Source organism: Psychrobacter sp. UBA3068 (assembly GCF_002366815.1).
GTDB classification, from domain to species: domain Bacteria; phylum Pseudomonadota; class Gammaproteobacteria; order Pseudomonadales; family Moraxellaceae; genus Psychrobacter; species Psychrobacter namhaensis.
The window spans coordinates 17841-33054 of sequence record NZ_DFBY01000039.1 but is presented as its reverse complement, the minus strand read 5'-3'; the positions used below and the strand labels follow the sequence as shown (position 1 = coordinate 33054).

Below are 15214 nucleotides of genomic sequence, written 5' to 3'. Positions count from 1 at the left end.
TCTTATTTATTGGGGGGATTACCCTATATCTAATCATTATCCATATTTATTCATCACACTAATAATCGCAGCCCTTCGTTAACAAAGCTATGAGCATCTAAGAAATTATCATTTAATCCATAAAGTAAACTTTACTAGATGCATTATCATCAATACGCTTTAGCACTAGCCCGCTGTTTGAAGACTAATAAGCAGACAATGATAAACACTAACAAGGCTGCTGATGCTCCAAAGCGACTTAGCGCGAGACCGCCATGATCAATAGGCTTATCTAAAAAGTCGCCTAATACCGCTCCTAAAGGCCGAGTCAGTACGAAAGCACTCCAAAATAATAGTGTTTTAGATATCTTAGTATAAAAATGAGCTAGCGCAATTAGTGCTAACAAAGATCCAAAGATAATCGCACTCGTGGTATAACCCATGCCTGTGCTATCGGCTACCCAGTCACCAAGTGCGGTACCTAATGTCTGCGAAAACATAATGGTCGTCCAGTAAAACACCTCTGCTTTGGGTTTGCTGATACTATCAACGGCAATGCTTCCCATCGTCTTCTGCCATGTCATTAGACATATTCCAAGTAAAGCTACTAGAAGCGCTGAGCCGCCAGCATAGCCAATTCCTAGTGATCTTGTCACATAGTCTGCTATTGTTGTACCTAAAGTCGTTGTTGCTATAATCGTGCCCCAATACAACCATTTATTAAATGAGTTGGCTTTAATCTGGGTAGCGACTGCTATAGCAAATATAATAGCGAAAATGCCAGTACTGACAATGTATCCTAGATTTAATGACATTGATAAAGCATCACCCGCAGTCTCACCAAGCGTAGTAGCTGCGATTTTAATTATCTAAAAAAGAAGGGTAACTTCCGGAACTTTGGACAAAGCGTTTAGCACTGGATCGTTACTAGAAGCAGTGGGTGAGTATTGATTGTTTAAGGTTGTATTCATGGTTAGATTCACTCTATTAGTAAACAAATTTAATGTTACGTTGTAGATGTCACTAAATTATCAATAGAGATGTTAAGAAAGTGTGAAGATGCAACTATTTAGATCTATTAAAATTTCTATGTATGAGTTTAAAAGATCAAAGTTATACAAAGTCCTCGATTATCATGTAAGTTTAAAATCTCAGAATTAGAGTCCTTCATAAAGACATCGATACCTGCCTGCTCACAGATTGATTTAACAATAGAGAGCCCAAGTCCTGTACCTTCTATTTCCTGTGATTGCTTACTTGCGCTATCTGATCTTGAAGCGCTTATACTATTGTTAAGTTTACTGTCGCTAAATTGATCAGCTGCACTAATCACTTGATTAAGCCGTATAAAGGGTTCAAAAGCTTTCTCATAATCACTAGGGTCAATGCCTGCGCCTGAATCTATGATCTGTAATACTAATTTGTTATCTAGCGTCTTGGATATATCATTTAATTTCCCAGATTGAATCACATGTGAGCCAAAATTATATTGAGCATTTAAAGCCGATTTATCCAAACTGCCTGAGTTTTGCTCAAGTTGATAGAGTTTAACCATGACTTGACCATTATCTAGCGTATAAATAATAGCGTTTTGAATCAGGTTTTTTATGAGCATTAATAATGATGTCTCATCTATCTTTACTTTGCTACTTGACTGTAAGTCGACAGTTAGTTCGATGTTCTTATTATCAGCAATAGGAATGAGTAACCCTATGACTTGTTCGATAATAGATTTAACATTGGTTGCTGTTGTCTCGGTACCAAGCTCGGTATTGATATTACCAGCACGAGCGAGCGTTAATAATTGCTCAACCAAACTTTGATTACGCCTCAAGCGAATAGCCAGTTTATCGAGGCCTTCCGACATAACGTTATCATTACTAATACGCTGTAATCGTTGTAATTGTAGTGAGATGGCAGTCAGCGGCGAGCGCAGTTCATGGGCAGCATCAGCGATAAAGCGTTGCTGACGTTCAATACTAATTTTGACTATAGCCAATAATCTATTTAACGATTCGGCTAGTGGCAGCAATTCAGAGGGCAGTCTACCAATCGATAAAGGACTTAGGTCATTCTCATTACGTGCGCTTATCTCATGATGCAATTGACGCACAGGTTTCATCATGCGCCACATGATAAAAGGCAGTAAAAGCAGTAATAATGCTATACCGATAATAAGGGGTAAAAAAGACTGTAAGGCACTAGCTTTGGCTAAATCATCCTGTAAATCTGTCTGTTGGCGCAAAATTAGAGCCACTTCTTCATCAGTATCTAAAGACTCAATCTTGACATCATTTCTATAGGTTCGCCAAGAATGACCGTCAATGTTTTGATCGCTTATCCCTTGTGGAACGCTATTTACTAATGCCAACGGTATAGGTTCTGAGTAATCATGCTCATCATCGCTTTGAACGTTCTGATAATCTTCTACCCCGTTATTGAGTGAGGCGGAGAGTATGACTATATCAACGGTGATCGCACCATCATCGTCATCGGTATCAAAGTGAATGTTGCTGCGGGTATGCTCGTCACTGTATGAATAAGCAGCATTATTATTTAAACCACTAATATTAAGCGACTGCTCTAATAAGGCAGCAGTATTTTTTAAGTTATCATCCTGAAAGTCATTTATCTCGTTATAGCTGTACCAAAATCCATAACCACCAGCCACTATTGCCAGTAGTAATAATGACACAACAGACCAAAAGATAAGTTGGAACTGTAATGAGTTAAAGGGCTTACGAAATTTAGGCATTGCTGATATACCATCCAAGGCCACGAACATTTTTGATTCTATCTTGTCCGACCTTTTTGCGTAAACTATGAATCAAAAACTCAATGGCGTTACTTTCAACTTCGCCGCCCCAGCCATATAACGAATCCTCAAGCTCATTTTTGGACATGACTTTTTCAGGCGATAGCATAAAGGTAGTGAGAAGCATGTACTCCTTTGCGGTTAAATCGATAGGGCTACCATCCATCATGACCCGTTTGTGCGCGGTATCTAAACTTAAATTGCCAACCGTCACTTGATTATCAGCCTTGCCTTGGGCACGGCGAATAAGTACTCTCATGCGTGCAAAGACTTCTCCTAACTCAAAAGGCTTGACGACATAATCATCAGCCCCTGAGTCTAAGCCTGCAATTCTATCTTTTAATTGATCACGCGCGGTGAGTATCAACACTGGTGTTTCAATCTTGGCATCGCGAATAGCAGTCAACACGCCCATGCCATCAACTTCTGGAAGACCTAAGTCTAATAAGATGATGTCATAAGGTTGCACCCTTAATGTCAGTATGGCTTGACGACCGTCTTTGACCCAATCAACCGTATAAGCCTCATCTTGCAAGGCTTCGCTCAGACTCTCGCCAATCATCAAGTCATCTTCGACTACCAATACGCGCATGGGATATCCTTATTATGTGACTAGTAGGATTAAAAAATATTTATCTATAGTGACACTTTTTATAGCGTCCTCAAACTAAAAAGCTCTAATCGATACTAGTGTACAGAGTAGAGCCGTTGTTAAGCTATATTCAACCAAGTTTTAAAATATTAATCATCATCTAACTGACTGCTGACAACCTGACCATTCATGCTATCGATTATCAGTTTATTTATGTCCATCCCTTTAGCTATTTCAATCTCATAAGCGGGTATACCGTTATCAAAATCAAACTCTGCTTCAGTAATTTTGCCACCAACACTTTGCGTTGCTTTTTGCATGGCTTGGGTTAGGGTTATTTGGGCTTGCCTCATAGCGTTATATTCTGCTAAGTCGTCTTGATCTATTTTTTCCTGCTTAGATTTTAGAACTTTGCCGCTACTGGCGTCAATTTTTACTTCATGCTCCACTCCATCATTGATAAGCTTGATTTCATACTCGCCACTTGCCATATAATCGTTTTGGTCAAACTCAGCGCTAATTAAGTCTCCTTTGACTGTTTTTTGTGCAATAGCGACGGCTTGCTCTAGACTGATTTTACTCTGTGCTATCGCGACTGCGTCACTCGTCTTTGCGCCTGAAATAGCAGGTATTTGACCTGAGGCAACAGCGAGAGTACCAATACCTAGAACGCTAAGAGCAATAAGTAGGGATTTGCTTAGGGTTGATAGTTTTTTCATCGTGTTTACTCCGTATTTAAGGTTCATGTCTGACGACTCATTATCAAAGTTGTCAGAAGTGTCGATATGAGTCCATCATACAAAACAAGACATAGAAGAAGCTTAGCGTAGAATAAGCGTTCAGTTAGCTACTCATATTTTTGGGCTATAATGCTGTTGCTCTTTCGATAATCCTTATACAGAGTAATATTTTATTATGTTTGAGATACTATTATTGGCGTTAGCACTCGCTGCGGATGCGTTTGCGGCTGCAATCGGTCTTGGCTCGACACATAGAAGCGATGGTAAGTCGCAGTTTATAAAAATGGCGTTACTCATTGGATTATACTTCGGTGTTGCTCAGGGGGTGATGCCGCTAATTGGTTATGCGCTTGGCTCTACTATGCTCGGTTGGTTTGCGGAATGGGCTGCTTGGATTGCTTTTATCATACTAGTGGCTCTTGGGATTAAGATGCTTTATGAGTCGTGTTCGGTTAGTGACGATACTCGGATCAATGTAAGTCATAAAACCTTGCTGTCATTGGCTATAGCGACTAGTCTCGATGCGATGGCAGCGGGCTTTACGTTAAACCTGTTGGTAGTTAATGCTTATGCTGCCTGTTTAATCATCGCATTGACGACCGCTATTTTAAGTGTTTTAGGGGCTTATATAGGACGCCAGTCAGGAACATGGCTCGGCAGTTGGGCAGAAGCTTTGGGCGGTTTAGTGCTGATAGCGATTGGTGTGAAGATGGTTATTTGAAGCATAATTATGCTCTGTTCTCTTAAAAAACACGCTGGCCAGCGCACAAGCTATAGTCAAAGACACCAACATCGATACTAAGGTATGACTAAAAAAATGATCACCAAACATCATTTTATATAGGCCCATTGTCCAGCCTAATACGGTTACGATTTCAAATATTCGATAGCGATACTTATAAAGAGTAGGTAAAAATGCTAAGCCATACAAAGAAAATCCTGCGCTGGCATGAGCTGCTGGAAAACATTTTGTATCGGTTTTAGCAAGCATATTTTGCCATAGATTAAGATAAGGTAGATCCCCGCCAAAAAGCGTTAGATGATTAGGACAGCTCACATGAGTAACGCTTTTTAATAGCGCGATAGTAGAAGGCACCACAATAAGAACAATAAGTAAGTAACTTATTTCACGAATTGAGAAGGGCACAATAAATTTACTTGTTTTATTGTTATCGATGATAGAGGCGATATTTGAAGATTGTCTGTATTTGATAACCAATACGGATATTAAATAGAGAGCCAACAAGATTAATAATGCTTTAGGACCATCATAAAAAATAAAAGCGTAAGGCTGTTCGCCTTTTTCTATCAGCCACTGACCATTATTATAGAAAAACTCACTAATACGAACATCAAATTGGCTATGCTCAAAGGTTAGAGCGGCAATAATTGTTAAGCAAAAAAGCTTAAGCCATATCCAGTTAGTTGGGTTATCTTCTAAAATCATGAAAATACCTTACTCAATGTATAAAATTGCTAAAAATTTAAGCACTTTTTAAAATAAAAGATTAGATAACGCCATGCACCACAAAACGAACAATAGTAATAATGCCAAAAATTGCGCGGCAGAACCCACGTCCTTGGCTATTTTAGCGAGGGGATGATGATCCGTTGAAGTATGATCGACGCTCGCTTCAATACCCGTATTAATAAGCTCCACAATGAGGGATAAGAATGAAGCAATCACAAGCACCATTTTGGCGCTGACGTTAAAAGGCATAAATATAATGACTGTGAACAATAAGAGATTGAGCCAGATAACTTGCCTAAAGGCCGCTTCAAACTTATAAGCCGCTTTAAAACCATCTATAGAATACCCCGTAGCTTTTACAATACGGGCTAACCCTTTTTTACCTTTAACCTCATTTGCAAAACTATCCGCTACAAAAGTATCATCAGATACAGGCTGATTTTTATAATCAAGATTTGTATGTTCGTGGCTCAGAGCAGTAGTCTTGGAATTATTCATATCGATAGCTTAGTATTTATTAAGATTAGAATAGCTGGCAGGTCTTAATGATATTACAGTGCATGTTAAGATCGCGTTAAGATGAATTTCATATAATAAGAAGCAGTAGCGAATACCGAGTTTGATTAAGGTATTGGCTACTACTGACTATTGAAGTTACAGTGAAAATAAGAAAAAGTGCAATCACCGATATATTTATTGTTGTAATGATCCCAGTGTAGGAGGGCACTGGTTAGCACTTGGGTATCAGTATGTGCTTGGAGCTGTTAAGGAAGCGTTAAGATAAAAAATATTTATAAAATTATTTGGAAAGGGCAATATTAATATCAAAATTCAATATATACAAAAAAGCAATAGCCGACACCTTGTTTATCAAGGTATTGGCTACTGCATCCTATTAATGAAGAGTTAGTATTTAGCTTTGCTTACTTTTTAGCCATCATCCTCCATATCAACTTGGCTGCTTAGAACCTTGCCAGTATTGGCATCTATGCTCACATCATATATCTGATTGTCTTTGACAACTTCGATGTCATATAAGGCTTGACCTTTTTCAAGCTCGAACTCAACACCGATGACTTTACCATTTACGCTTTGAGTGGCTTTTTGCATAGCACTAGTTAGCGTAACTTTGGCTTGCATCAGCGCTCTATATTCAGCCATGTCTTCTTTATCTAACTTCTCTTTTTCAGTCTCGATGACTTTGCCAGTATTGGCGTCGATCTTGACCTCGTAAGCCGTACCGTTTGATACAAACTCAACTTCATACTCGCCCGTTACAGCACCGTTGCCATTATCATCATCGTCGTCATAATCGAATTCTGCGCTGATTAGATCACCTTTAGCATTCTGTTTAGCTATATCGATTGCTTGCGTTAAGCTGATCTTACTTTGCATAGCGCTGACAGCTTCACTTGATCCAGTTACGGCTTTGGTATTAGCAGCAGGGGCGGCGATAGCGGTTGCACCTACGCCTGCAATAGTAAGGGCGATGATTGCTGATTTGGTTAGCGTTGATAAGTTTTTCATGAGAGTCATCCTTTGTATTAATCAATTTCTGACACACCATTAGTGGTTTTGCCAGCTACCTCGTGGGTATGAATCTATAATACGAGAGACGACATAGGGGAAACTTAGCGGAAAATAAGAGTTTGATTAGCGAGTAGATATAATAAATATTGCTTAATTTTCTGAGTTAAATCATTATTTAAAAGACTACTAAATGTTTAACAGATCTAATGTCTGGCTTAGATACTAGGCTTGCTAAGTTTTGATTAAAGGAGTTTCTATAGGAGGAAAAAGGATGTCAGACGAATTCTTACGAAATACGACGCTTATCGCTTATTCACCTTCAACAGTATCAAAAGTACCTTGCGAAGATATCTTAATTTTGAACTTTGAGCCTCACGGCGACGAAGTTTTTTGGCTCAATACTTATGGATTGAGAGAGTTAGATGAGATGGAGCAAGTTGTCATCCAGAACCAGTTTGATGATTTTTTAATTAAATTATTGCAAGATGATGAGCATGCCAATAAGGTTATCGAACTCGATAATGTCCTGTTTATCGCTCTAAAAGTATTAAAAACTGATGACAAAAATCTAGATAATAAACAATTGATTTTCGTTGTATCGTCAAATATGTTATGGAGTTTGCAAGAGAATCATAATAATCATTTTCAGTGGATTCGTGATCGCTTAAGCGAAGGCAAAGGACAAGTTCGAAGCAAAAAAGTAGATTATTTGCTTTTTCTGTTGATTGAGTCATTGATAGCAAACTATGAAGAGACGTTTGAGAAATTACTGAATGCTGACGGTGACTCGATAAAGGTGACCAATATTAATCCAACGCCTTATTTTACTAAAAAGGTTGAGGAGCAAAAACGTCGCATGTTGAACTTTAAGAAAGCGACGCTGAGCCTTCGCAATACCATTGTAAAGCTGGAAACGATTAATATTATTCCTATGGATAGTAAGTATTTCACCGAACTTAAAGAGCAAGCCAACAATTTGATTGATGAAATTGATTTTGAGTTGTTTGAGCTTGATAGTAAAACCAATCTGATATTCTCAATTCAGGGCCATCGTTTGAATGAAATCATACGTACCTTGACCTTAGTGTCAGTGGTATTTATACCATTAACATTTTTGGTAGGCGTTTACGGTATGAATTTTGACTATATGCCTGAGTTAAAATGGAATGAGGGTTACTTTGCCTTGTGGGGTGTGATGGTAACATTGACTGTGGCCATCGTTGTGTATTTTAAAAGTAAGAAATGGTTTTAAACTGTACTGCTAACTTGTAATGTCTTAGGCTTTTAAAGATTGTTTATTAGTAGAATTTATTTATAATAAATACTAAACGTACTACCGCCTGCAGCATTAGCTTGATGGGTAAGTTGCCAGCCCATATGCGTTATGATGCGCTGAACAATACTTAGACCTAACCCTGTGCCATCAACCTTATAGCTCGTATAATCTTTTGACGAGAACTTATCAGTTAATTGCCCATCATTTTTCTTTTGCTCTAAACGCTCAAACCTTTCATAGAGTAGAGGCATCATCGCTTCAGGAATACCCAAGCCAGTATCGGTAACGGTGATTTTTTTATCGTCAATAATAATAACTACCTCACCCTCATCCGTGTATTGAAAGGCATTCTTTATTAAGTTGCCTAGTGCCATTTTTAGTAATTCAGGTCGTACGTAGGCAAAATACTCTTGTTCAGCGACTACTGCATAAGTCACAGTCTTATACCGTAGCAAATACTTTAAGCGTTCCACTTCATTGTTAGCAATGCTATTGATAGAGGTTTGCGGAGCGTCCAGTTTTTCAGGAGCACGCGAGAGTAGTAATAATGCGCTGATAATCTCAGAGGTCTCTTTAGCTGTAGTACTAATACGATTAGTAAACTCGCTCAAACGGCTATCGCCTTCTAATTGAGAAGCCAGTACTTCTGATGCACCCATAATAATCGTCAAAGGCGTGCGCAGCTCGTGGCTAACATCTCCAGTAAATAGCTGCTCACGTTTGAGATACTGCTCAAGCTTATGATTCTTCTCATCAATAGCGCGTGCTAATACGCCAACCTCGGAGGGCAAATGGGTCAATTCGGTTAAGTTTTGATGATCGGTTTCTACTGCTTTTTTTAAGTCTAATAAAGGTTTAGTAATTTGCCTAGAGGATAGCTGAGAAAATATTGCGGCAATTAGTAAGCTTAAAATAACGGCAACTCTTAAGGCATTGGCAAAGATGTCTTCTAGGTGTTCAAAAATGGCAAGGACAGGGTAGTTCCCCATTACCATCTCAGTGTCTTCTAAATAGGTTAAAACATAGCGTTGTTTATTTTGCTGATAGATGAAGAAATGTAGATTAGTTCTAACATTGCCATCTTTGGTGGGCACGGTTACGGGCATCTCTTGCACTGTCTCGGTTGCCAAAGCTTTTAAATTATCAGGTGCATGATTATAGCGATAAATTTTTATGCCCGGATCTGCAGTGTAGACAGGCTGATCGCCATCCTTTTCTTGACTAAGCTCTAGCTGTTGCAGTAAGCGAGCTTTGACCAACTCTTGCTCCATCCTTGTCTCAGCGTACATAAAAATACTGACGAAAGCAGCGCAAAGTAATATGGCAAATAAAAAATATGACAGTCGAAATTTATTAGCGATAGAGTCGAGGCTGAACATGGCATTTACTTCATAGTATAAGGTAGTAGAAAGAGGATAGGAGGTATAACTAGGACGACTCTTAATCAGATTGAGTCTGTAAATCGTACTAAGATATTCTACACTTTATCGGGATCAACAATTTGATAACCCACTCCAGGCATCGTCATTATCATAGGTCTGGCAAATGGCTTGTCGACTTGTACGCGCACACTATGCATATGAGTCCGTAGCGCATCGCTACTTGGAATATCCTCACCCCATACCTTTTCCTCAAGCTCACTTTTACTGACGACTCGTGGCGACGCATTCATTAATGTTTCTAAAATTTTAAACCCTGTTGGTGTCAGTTTTAGTGATGTACCTTCTCGTCTAATCGTGTGCTCATTAGCATTTAAGGATAATGGTCCGACAGCTAAGCTGTGCTCAAAATGCTCATCTTGGTGTCGACGGATAAGCGCTTTAATCCGTGATTCTAATTCAATGAGTGAGAAGGGTTTGACCAGATAATCATCAGCGCCACTATCGAAGCCTGCGACTTTATCCAAAATCGTATCACGAGCCGTCAGCATCAATACAGGGGTTTTATTATGTAGCTCTTCTCTCAGTTTTTTACATAGCTTGGTGCCGTCCATACCCGGCAGCATGACATCTAATAAAATAACGTCATAGCGATTATTTGCAGCGAGTGTTAAGCCGCTAATGCCATTATGAGCGTTGTCCAGCTCAAAACCTTTTGGTTCAAAAAAGGCATAAATATTGGCGACGATATCGGGATTGTCTTCGATGATGAGTATCTTGTACATAGTGGTCTCGTGCATAAATGCTAGCAGGGCTTATGATAAAGGTCTTAATGGGTAGATTTAAAGAAGGTTGGCGCTGCTGCTACCTCATCGGTAGTAATACCAAAAAAGTTAAGTAAAGTTGGGGTGATAAAGTCATGTGATACGGGCTGATCAATCATACTAACGAGACTACTTTTATCAATATTATTACTATTAGGTGACCAAATGATGACAGGCACCTGCTTTTGCGCATCAGGTGCGATAGCGTAGGGCATGCCATGCAAGTAAATATTATTCTCGCCTAAACTTTCGCCATGATCGCTAATATATACCATTATGACATCATAGTCCTGCTCATACTTTTTGAGCGTATTAATCACGTTATTTAAGAAGTAATCAGTATAACGAATGGCATTGTCATAAGCGTTGATGACGGATTGATCATCGCATTTAGAGAGCTCATTAGTCATGCATACAGGTTTGTACTCTTCAAATTCCTTAGGATAACGTTTGTAATAAGCGGGACCATGATTGCCCATTTGATGCAATAAAATAAGCGTATCTTTGGCAGGTGCATCTGACTTAATTAAAGTATCAAAACCGTCAAGCATACCGATATCATGACACTCCTCATCACAATTTGGATTGACATCAGCCGTCTTATAATCTTCAAAAGTTACTCGATCCGCGACCCCTTTAGAGCTCGAATTATTGTCGCGCCAAATAACATTGACGCCTTGCTTATTTAGTGTGTCTAATACGTTCTCATTATAGTCTGCCATATTATTGTCATAACTCTCTCGATTAGAGTAGCTAAACATACAGGGAACGGAGTAAGCAGTAGAGGTGCCACATGAGGTGGCATTTTTAAAGCTATAGACATCTGGTTGGCTAGTCAGCAGAGGCATAGTGTCGCGCTCATAGCCATTAAGACCGATATGATCAGCACGTACTGTTTCACCAACGACAAATACCATGAGTTTAGGCTTTGCTGCGTTAGTTCCAGCAGTAGGAGTTATACGTTTGGCATCTGTCGCATGCAGGGTCAATGTATCAGGACGACGAAGTTTCTCAACATAATCGGTACCTAATTTGATAACCGAGTAGATAGGAGTAATAGGGTTTGCGTAACTGCGGACTATCTTATGCTGACGGAAAAAGGTGGCGTATTGATCGCCAAAAGACAGTAGGCAGACAGCTATTAAGGCGATAGATGAGGTTAAGGTTAACGCTTTTTGCCATAGCGCTCGACGTATAGGTACTCTTTTTATGCGGATTTTAGCAATAATAACTGCGGGTATAATGCCTAGTATAAAGACTCTTGTAAAAAAACTTAGCGACATCAACCCCATCGCTTCACCTTGATCGGTTTGTATACTATTGATCAGCATATTAGTATCGAAAATAGTGCCATAAGCGTCAGTAAAATAGCCACATACGGCCGCTATCATTACCATAGCGATGAGCACTGGTTTAGCAATAGGACGATAGCAAAATAATTGGATGAGTAGCCACATTAAGCCGAACAATAAGCCTGTGATAGAAACTATGAAGCCAACGTTATTACCAAAAGGGTAAATGCTAAGCACTTGCGCGAAAAAACCAAAATTTGCAGTAGTGACTAAATAGAGCGCAACGATAATAATCAGATAGTTAAGATTAATTTCATGATTAAAAATGCTGTTTAGATAGCTTTTTTTGGTAGGAGCTTTGGTGATTTCAGTGCTAAGTGCTTGAGAGGTTGACATAACTAGGCTTCTCAACAGGATGGTAAGGAGTTTGATTCCTTACGATAACAAGAGGCCTGTTAAGAAGACGTTAAGATATTTGGGTTGAGTAATGCTTTAAGAAGATAATATATTCTTAAAAATAAATAGTTAGATAATAAGCTTAAGGATGCATATTGCCTCTACTTTAGCTGGTTAGTCGACGCCTAATAAACCAACTAATTATAATTACTATAGCAATCGATAAAAAAATCTTTGAGTAGGGTGCTAACGCAGTCTCTATAACCTCGTAGTTTTTGCCGAAGTGGTAACCTGCAAGCGTCAGTACAGTTGTCCAAACACTAGAACCCAAAGCAGTCAATACTAAAAAAGATAAAAGTGGCATTTTGTTCATACCCCCATATCAACAACATCACCTAAGAAAATTAGACTTCATAATCTAGCCTTATACACTATATGAATAATAGCATTCAGAGCCTTTCGACTTATCAAAATAAAATAGACCTATAGTAGGTCTACATATTATTAATATTTTGAACACTAGGATATTGAGGTGTATGCTACTTAGCAATCAATAATCCTACAGTAACTTCAAAACAATACTCATCTTTGTTAGTGATATTGACCGTCCCTTTATGAGCATTAGCAATAGCCTGAACGATAGATAAACCCAAACCTGATCCTGAATGGTGCTGGCTAGTTTTATCATGACGATAAAAGCGCTCAAACAAGCGCGCAGCTTCGCTTTGCTTTAGTGGCTTCTCTAAACGATTAGTAATCTTTATCTCTAAATAACGCTGCTTTAAGATCTGAGCATTACTCTTGTCATTCCTAAGCACATCATTAGTGTTCACAAAAGTATTTGAAGTGCTTGGATTATTGGGAGTAATAGTAGCTGATACTTCAATAACACTAGCGCTAGCAGCATAGTAGATGGCGTTGGACAATAAATTGGCAAAAAGTCTTTGCAATAGACCTGCATCGCCTCTTACCGCCTTAAAGTCTCCTGACTTTGTAAAAGTTATGCCGCGTTCATCCGCTATCATCTCAAAGTAATCTAACAGCTTATTGATTAGGACCTCAGTATCTACAGTAGTCACTTGCGAATCACTCAGTCCTTTTTGGGTTTTTGCTAGCAGTAGCATGTTGTTAATCATCGCCGATAATTGCTCTAAGGTGTCATGTTGCTGATGTAATTGTTCGACATATTCCTCTTCCTCTCTAGGCTTATTTAACATGACTTGCGTTTGCGTAATCAGCGTCGCTATTGGCGTGCGTAGCTCATGCGCGATATTGTCTGAAAATCGCGACAACGACTCAAAATTGCTTTCAAGCTTAGCCATCATCGAGTTATAGGATTCTGCTAAAGGTCTTAGCTCTAATGGCATATCACTAACTATTACTCTTTCGCTCAATCTTTCAGGATGAATACCTTTCATCCTTTGCACGATAGTGGATAAAGGGGCAAAACCCCAATACACGCTTAAGGCTGCTATTGAAATCAACAGTAGTGTGATGGCAAATAGGATCAGACTAAGTTGACGGTTAAACTGTAATAAATACTGATGATGCACGTCAATGGGTAAGGCGATAAGGGCAAGCATGTCATCGTCTCCAATAACCATAGCTCGATAACGTCTGTCTTTAATATTTATTACAAACTGTCTGTCATCATGATTTTGCTGTAATGATAATAGGTTAAAGTCGGCACTTAATTCATTAGCAAAGTTTTTGGGAGTACTAGATAGCAATCGCCCCTCTTTATCAGCAATGATAGTTTTTAGATCGTAATCTAGCGCTGATGAATGCAGGTGATCATCATTTTCTGTGGCTATTGTAGGAAGTAGATTTGAAGAAGCTTTCGAGCTTAGCGGTTGTTGAGTGTTTGATGGACTTTGAGGCTTAGGTAGTGTCTGAGAGGCTATTTGGTTATCCGCCTCTGTTACGCGCTTACGTAGATTAAAGGCTGCGTGGGTAATGATTTCAGCATCCATTTGCTCAAAATGGCTTTTAACAGAGTGCTGTACCCAGATATAGATTATCAACTGCGATAAAACGACAAATATCGTCAATAAAAACACAGTTCGCCATAGTAAGGGTAAGCGTCGATTGTCCAATCTATTTATCATATTGGCTATCTTCCGTTTCGCTGGCAGCTTTATTACTAGCTGAAACGTCGACAGCATCTAATCGGTAGCCCATGCCACGCACAGTATGAATTAGCTTGGTATCAAACTCATCGTCTATTTTTATACGCAGACGTCTTATTGCCACATCAATCACATTAGTATCGTTATCAAAGTTCATATCCCATACTTGTGAAGCAATGATTGAGCGTGGTAATACTTCACCGCGGCGCTCTAATAGAAACTGTAATAGGGAGAACTCTTTTGCGGTTAGTTTAATGGGCGTGTCTCCTCTATGTACAGTGCGCTTGGCAATGTCCATTTTGAGATCCGCTATTTGCATGAGCGTACTTTTATAGTCGGCTTGATTGGCGCGTCGTAATAAGCTTTTTATCCTGACTATTAACTCTGCAAAGGCAAAAGGTTTGGTCAGATAATCATCACCGCCAATCTCAATCCCCTTGATTTTGTCATCTAAATCATCTTTTGCGGTTAGAAATAACACTGGCGTATGCTTGCCAGCCGCTCGGTAATTACGTACTAGCTCAAAACCGCTAACATCAGGCAGCATAACATCCATGAGTATCACGCTAAACTCTTCAGTCATCATAGCATGGTAGCCATCTAAACCTGTCAGCTGATGATCAACAATGAAGCCTGCTTCACTTAAGCCTTTTTTTACATATTCGCCGAGTTTTAATTCATCTTCTACTAGTAGTACTTTCATAGTAATCCTTCAATATAATTATGATTTTATAATACCCAAATCAATATAAATGACAAAACGGACTGGTATCTGACAAAGATGTCATGCG

The 15214-nt window shown here is 39.1% G+C and carries 13 protein-coding genes and 1 pseudogene; 2 read left to right on the top strand and 12 right to left on the bottom strand.

Annotated features, from left to right (window positions below):
- Positions 1-149 precede the first annotated feature (149 nt).
- From B2P60_RS09245 to B2P60_RS09230, 4 genes and pseudogenes are all read right to left on the bottom strand, one after another.
- Positions 150-950: pseudogene (locus tag B2P60_RS09245) on the bottom strand (hypothetical protein).
- A 128-nt stretch (positions 951-1078) separates the two neighbouring features.
- Positions 1079-2734 (bottom strand): sensor histidine kinase, encoded by a 1656-nt coding sequence (locus tag B2P60_RS09240; protein ID WP_286740934.1) that lies wholly within the window; start codon positions 2732-2734, stop codon positions 1079-1081.
- Positions 2727-3386 (bottom strand): response regulator, encoded by a 660-nt coding sequence (locus B2P60_RS09235; protein WP_025651479.1) that lies wholly within the window; start codon positions 3384-3386, stop codon positions 2727-2729. Before B2P60_RS09235 ends, B2P60_RS09240 begins: the two co-directional genes overlap by 8 nt.
- A gap of 149 nt (positions 3387-3535) precedes the next feature.
- Positions 3536-4105 (bottom strand): PepSY domain-containing protein, encoded by a 570-nt coding sequence (locus B2P60_RS09230; protein ID WP_025651480.1) that lies wholly within the window; start codon positions 4103-4105, stop codon positions 3536-3538.
- Positions 4106-4301: 196 nt separating this feature from the next.
- On the opposite strand from B2P60_RS09230, the gene B2P60_RS09225 reads away from it, so the two are divergent.
- Positions 4302-4847: a manganese efflux pump MntP family protein gene (locus tag B2P60_RS09225; RefSeq protein WP_025651482.1), complete on the top strand. Its 546-nt coding sequence runs from the start codon at positions 4302-4304 to the stop codon at positions 4845-4847.
- On the opposite strand, the gene B2P60_RS09220 is transcribed toward B2P60_RS09225, so the two are convergent.
- The 3 genes from B2P60_RS09220 to B2P60_RS09210 all read right to left on the bottom strand — a co-directional run bounded on the left by B2P60_RS09220 (position 4809) and on the right by B2P60_RS09210 (position 7124).
- Complete coding sequence (locus B2P60_RS09220) at positions 4809-5573, bottom strand: PAP2 family lipid A phosphatase (RefSeq protein WP_025651483.1); 765 nt, start codon at positions 5571-5573, stop codon at positions 4809-4811. The two genes, B2P60_RS09225 and B2P60_RS09220, sit on opposite strands and share 39 nt — an antisense overlap.
- Positions 5574-5621: 48 nt before the next feature.
- Positions 5622-6095: a diacylglycerol kinase gene (locus B2P60_RS09215; protein ID WP_025651484.1), complete on the bottom strand. Its 474-nt coding sequence runs from the start codon at positions 6093-6095 to the stop codon at positions 5622-5624.
- Between the two features lie 432 nt (positions 6096-6527).
- Positions 6528-7124 carry a PepSY domain-containing protein gene (locus tag B2P60_RS09210; RefSeq protein WP_025651486.1) on the bottom strand — a complete coding sequence of 199 codons (597 nt, stop codon included), beginning with the start codon at positions 7122-7124 and terminating at the stop codon, positions 6528-6530.
- A 274-nt stretch (positions 7125-7398) separates the two neighbouring features.
- Between B2P60_RS09210 and B2P60_RS09205 the strand changes: the two genes are divergently transcribed.
- Positions 7399-8379, top strand: a complete 981-nt coding sequence (locus B2P60_RS09205) for a CorA family divalent cation transporter (protein ID WP_025651487.1) — start codon at positions 7399-7401, stop codon at positions 8377-8379.
- Positions 8380-8435: 56 nt separating this feature from the next.
- On the opposite strand, the gene B2P60_RS09200 is transcribed toward B2P60_RS09205, so the two are convergent.
- The 5 genes from B2P60_RS09200 to B2P60_RS09180 form a co-directional block, all read right to left on the bottom strand.
- Positions 8436-9782 carry a sensor histidine kinase gene (locus B2P60_RS09200; protein WP_193006272.1) on the bottom strand — a complete coding sequence of 449 codons (1347 nt, stop codon included), beginning with the start codon at positions 9780-9782 and terminating at the stop codon, positions 8436-8438.
- A 98-nt stretch (positions 9783-9880) separates the two neighbouring features.
- On the bottom strand, positions 9881-10567 hold the full coding sequence (locus B2P60_RS09195; protein WP_025651489.1) for a response regulator transcription factor: 687 nt from the start codon (positions 10565-10567) through the stop codon (positions 9881-9883).
- A 44-nt stretch (positions 10568-10611) separates the two neighbouring features.
- Positions 10612-12294 carry a phosphoethanolamine transferase gene (locus B2P60_RS09190; protein WP_193006273.1) on the bottom strand — a complete coding sequence of 561 codons (1683 nt, stop codon included), beginning with the start codon at positions 12292-12294 and terminating at the stop codon, positions 10612-10614.
- A gap of 539 nt (positions 12295-12833) precedes the next feature.
- On the bottom strand, positions 12834-14402 hold the full coding sequence (locus tag B2P60_RS09185) for an ATP-binding protein (protein ID WP_286740913.1): 1569 nt from the start codon (positions 14400-14402) through the stop codon (positions 12834-12836).
- A complete protein-coding gene (locus B2P60_RS09180) occupies positions 14392-15126 on the bottom strand; it encodes a heavy metal response regulator transcription factor (RefSeq protein WP_025645672.1) in 735 nt (244 codons plus the stop codon). Before B2P60_RS09180 ends, B2P60_RS09185 begins: the two co-directional genes overlap by 11 nt.
- Positions 15127-15214 lie beyond the last annotated feature (88 nt).

Bases quoted from the DNA above. Each gene is read 5' to 3' on its own strand.
- B2P60_RS09235 (WP_025651479.1), bottom strand. From the start codon at position 3,386: ATGCGCGTATTGGTAGTCGAAGATGACTTGATGATTGGCGAGAGTCTG.
- B2P60_RS09220 (WP_025651483.1), bottom strand. From the start codon at position 5,573: ATGATTTTAGAAGATAACCCAACTAACTGGATATGGCTTAAGCTTTTT.
- B2P60_RS09190 (WP_193006273.1), bottom strand. From the start codon at position 12,294: ATGTCAACCTCTCAAGCACTTAGCACTGAAATCACCAAAGCTCCTACC.
- B2P60_RS09240 (WP_286740934.1), bottom strand. From the start codon at position 2,734: ATGCCTAAATTTCGTAAGCCCTTTAACTCATTACAGTTCCAACTTATC.
- B2P60_RS09210 (WP_025651486.1), bottom strand. From the start codon at position 7,124: ATGAAAAACTTATCAACGCTAACCAAATCAGCAATCATCGCCCTTACT.
- B2P60_RS09185 (WP_286740913.1), bottom strand. From the start codon at position 14,402: ATGATAAATAGATTGGACAATCGACGCTTACCCTTACTATGGCGAACT.
- B2P60_RS09205 (WP_025651487.1), top strand. From the start codon at position 7,399: ATGTCAGACGAATTCTTACGAAATACGACGCTTATCGCTTATTCACCT.
- B2P60_RS09215 (WP_025651484.1), bottom strand. From the start codon at position 6,095: ATGAATAATTCCAAGACTACTGCTCTGAGCCACGAACATACAAATCTT.
- B2P60_RS09195 (WP_025651489.1), bottom strand. From the start codon at position 10,567: ATGTACAAGATACTCATCATCGAAGACAATCCCGATATCGTCGCCAAT.
- B2P60_RS09225 (WP_025651482.1), top strand. From the start codon at position 4,302: ATGTTTGAGATACTATTATTGGCGTTAGCACTCGCTGCGGATGCGTTT.
- B2P60_RS09230 (WP_025651480.1), bottom strand. From the start codon at position 4,105: ATGAAAAAACTATCAACCCTAAGCAAATCCCTACTTATTGCTCTTAGC.
- B2P60_RS09200 (WP_193006272.1), bottom strand. From the start codon at position 9,782: ATGTTCAGCCTCGACTCTATCGCTAATAAATTTCGACTGTCATATTTT.
- B2P60_RS09180 (WP_025645672.1), bottom strand. From the start codon at position 15,126: ATGAAAGTACTACTAGTAGAAGATGAATTAAAACTCGGCGAATATGTA.